At 66.5% G+C, this 847-nt stretch carries 1 protein-coding gene; it reads right to left on the bottom strand.

Features of this window, described 5'->3' with window-relative positions:
- Window positions 1–761 (bottom strand): ABC transporter permease (locus ACSDR0_RS50855; RefSeq protein WP_435296177.1); only part of this gene is annotated, 761 nt, incomplete at its 3' end.
- Window positions 762–847: the final 86 nt, after the last annotated feature.

Here is an 847-nt window from a genome sequence, read left to right on the forward strand (position 1 = left end):
CGCTGGAGCAGCACGGCCACCACGATGATCAGGCCCTTGGCCACCAGCTGGTCGCTGGTGTTGAGCCCGTTGAGGATGAACAGGTTCGTGATCACGGTGAAGATCAGCAGACCCAGGATCGACCCGATGATCGACCCGCGGCCACCGGTCAGCAGCGTGCCACCGATGATCACCGCGGCGATCGCGTCCAGCTCGTACAGATCCCCATGAGTGGAGGAACCCGTCGTGGTCCTGGCCATGATCAAAACCGCCGCGATACCGCAGCACAACCCCGACAGCGCGTACAACATCACCGTGTGACGGCGCACGTCGATGCCGGCCAGCCGGGCCGCCTCGGGATTACCGCCCACCGCGTAGGTGCGCCGGCCGAACGTGGTGCGGTTCAACAGCACCCACCCGGCGATCACCACCAGCGCGAAGATGTAGACCAGCACCGGAATGCCCAGCACCCGGCTGGTCGACAACTCCACGATCATCTCGTTGCCCTGCTGCACCAGCTGGGTACGCCGGTCCGACATCCGCTGCGCCAGACCCCGCGCGGCCACCAGCATCGCCAGCGTGGCGATGAACGGCACCATCCGCCCGTAGGAGATCAGCAGGCCGTTGACCAGGCCCGCGCCCGTGCCGACCAGCACCGCGCACACGATCATCACGAACGGGCCGTAGGACTGGGTGGCCAGCGTGGTCGCCCACACCGACGCCAACGCCATGATCGCGCCCACCGACAGGTCGATGCCCCCACCGATGATCACGAACGTCATCCCGACCGTGATCACCCCGATGGTCGCGGCCAGCGACAGGATGCTCACCATGTTGGACGTCGTGGCGAAGGTGTCGGGCACCGTGA

Origin of the sequence: Streptosporangium sp. G11, assembly GCF_051192615.1 — a bacterium.
In the GTDB taxonomy this organism is placed as follows: Bacteria; Actinomycetota; Actinomycetes; order Streptosporangiales; family Streptosporangiaceae; genus Streptosporangium.